This is a genomic window from Rhodoplanes roseus, from assembly GCF_003258865.1.
GTDB classification, from domain to species: domain Bacteria; phylum Pseudomonadota; class Alphaproteobacteria; order Rhizobiales; family Xanthobacteraceae; genus Rhodoplanes; species Rhodoplanes roseus.
In genome coordinates this window covers 1-2,080 of the sequence record NZ_NPEX01000071.1, presented here as the reverse complement: position 1 = coordinate 2,080, position 2,080 = coordinate 1, and the positions used below count along the sequence as shown (strand labels likewise).

Annotated in this window: 2 protein-coding genes; one reads left to right on the top strand and one right to left on the bottom strand. The window is 69.5% G+C overall.

The features are described 5' to 3' along the window. Positions 1–472 (bottom strand): ABC transporter substrate-binding protein (locus CH341_RS35855; protein WP_245431021.1); only part of this gene is annotated, 472 nt, incomplete at its 3' end. Between the two features lie 353 nt (positions 473–825). Here CH341_RS35855 and metZ point away from each other — a divergent pair. Continuing rightward, positions 826–2,046: an O-succinylhomoserine sulfhydrylase gene (gene metZ / locus CH341_RS12585; RefSeq protein ID WP_111419376.1), complete on the top strand. Its 1,221-nt coding sequence runs from the start codon at positions 826–828 to the stop codon at positions 2,044–2,046. The last annotated feature ends 34 nt before the right edge of the window (positions 2,047–2,080 follow it).

The following is a 2,080-nucleotide window of genomic DNA, read 5'->3' as shown; positions in this document are numbered from 1 at the left end:
GGGCGGGGGCCCCCGCCGCCGCGCGAAAACGCTTGAACGCCTCGGCCGGCGCGACGCCGGGCTCGAAATGACGGGCGAGCTTTCCGGTCGCCACGAACGTCATCTCCTCGACGGCCGTCGCCGTGACGACCCGAACGTCGATGCCGCGCGACCGGGCGACGATCAGGGGCGCGACGCCGGCCACGTAGACGTCGATGGTGCCGGAGGCGAGCGCCTGGATCATGTTCGGCCCGGACTCGAAGGTCGTGAACGACACGTCGAGGCCCGCCGCCTTCAGCCAGCCTTCCCGGTCCGCCACGAAGATCGGCGCCGCCCCCAGAATCGGAATGACGCCGACCCGGAGTTTTACAGGCGCGGCTTGGGCGAGGACCGTACGACCGCCGACGGCGACGAGGCCCGTCGCGGCTCCGATCCCCGCCAGCACGGCGCGGCGGGACGGCAGGACGTTCGAGCGGCTGCGGGGCGACGTCATCGGAAAGCTCCGGTCGGCTGATGGCGCAAACTTGCCCTGCACAAAGAATAATTTTCTACTTTTGGCAAGACATGGACCGAATTTGATGATGCGGTTCTCCGGCGTCGCCACTTCGGAGAAACCGGTTACCCGGCGAGCGCTGTCCGGAGAACGGTCTCCCGGCCCTGTGCCGTGTCTTCACAGGCGCCCCCGCCGGCAGGTGCGTCGCTCTCCGTCGGCGGCTGCGGCCCTGGTCCCGGCGGCCGGCTTGTGCTCTATGACGGCGAACCGGTCGCCACAGCTCCCGCCGCGGCGGCGCCCTCCCCCCGGACTGCTCCCCGGAGCGATCCCGGCCAGACGAAAATCCTCATCCAATGCTCGACAGCAAAGCCCAGCCGCCCGGCCCGCCCGCGCCGGACGCTCATCTCCATCCCGAGACCCGCCTGGTGCACGGCGGCATCCTGCGCTCGCAGTTCGGCGAGACGTCGGAAGCGCTGTTCCTGACCCAGGGCTTCGTCTACGACCGCGCCGAAACCTGCGAGGCGCGGTTCAAGAACGAGGATCCGGGCTACCAGTACACGCGCTACAGCAACCCGACGGTCTCGATGTTCGAGGACCGGCTGGCCATGCTGGAAGGCGCCGAGGCGTGCCGCGCCGTCGCCACCGGCATGGCCGCCGTGAACGGCGCCCTGATGGGTCTCGTCAAGGCCGGCGACCATGTCGTGGCGCCGCGCGCCATGTTCGGCTCGTGCCGCTGGATCATCGAGGAGATGCTGCCGCGCTTCGGCGTGACCTCGACGCTGGTCGACGGCACCGACCTCGACCAGTGGCGCAAGGCCGCGGCGACCCCGAACACGACGGTGTTCTTCCTGGAGACGCCGTGCAACCCGACCCTGGAGGTGCTGGACATCGCCGGCATCGCCGCGATCGCGCACGAGGTCGGGGCGCTGCTGATCGTCGACAACGTGTTCGCGACGCCGCTCTACCAGCGGCCGCTGGCGCTCGGCGCCGACGTGGTCGTCTACTCGGCGACCAAGCACATCGACGGCCAGGGCCGCTGCATGGGCGGCGCGATCCTCGCGTCGAAGGTGCTGATCGAGGAGCGCATCCAGCTCTATCTGCGGATGACCGGCCCGTCGATCTCGCCGTTCAACGCCTGGGTGCTGCTCAAGAGCCTGGAGCTGATGCCGGTGCGCATCGCCCGCCAGGCCGAGACGGCTGGCCGGCTCGCCGACGCGATGCTCGGCATTCCGGGCGTCACCAAGGTGATCTATCCGGGCCGCAAGGACCATCCGCAGGCCGACGTGATCGCGCGGCAGATGAGCGGGCCCTCGACCCTGATCGCCTTCGAGGTGACGGGCGGCAAGGCCGGCGCCTTCCGCTTCCAGAACGCCCTGAAGCTGGTCTCAATCTCCAACAATCTCGGCGACGTGAAGAGCCTGATCACCCATCCGGCGACCACCACGCATTCGCGCTTCAAGCCGGAGGAGCGCGCCGACCTCGGCATCAGCGACGGCATGCTGCGCCTCTCGGTCGGCCTGGAGCACATCGACGACCTGGTGGCGGATCTGAAGCAGGCGGCCGAGGTCCTCTAGACCTCGTCATTCCGGGGCGCGCCGCAGGCGCGAG

Coding starts and splice junctions, on each gene's coding strand:
- metZ (WP_111419376.1), top strand. CDS start 826: ATGCTCGACAGCAAAGCCCAGCCGCCCGGCCCGCCCGCGCCGGACGCT.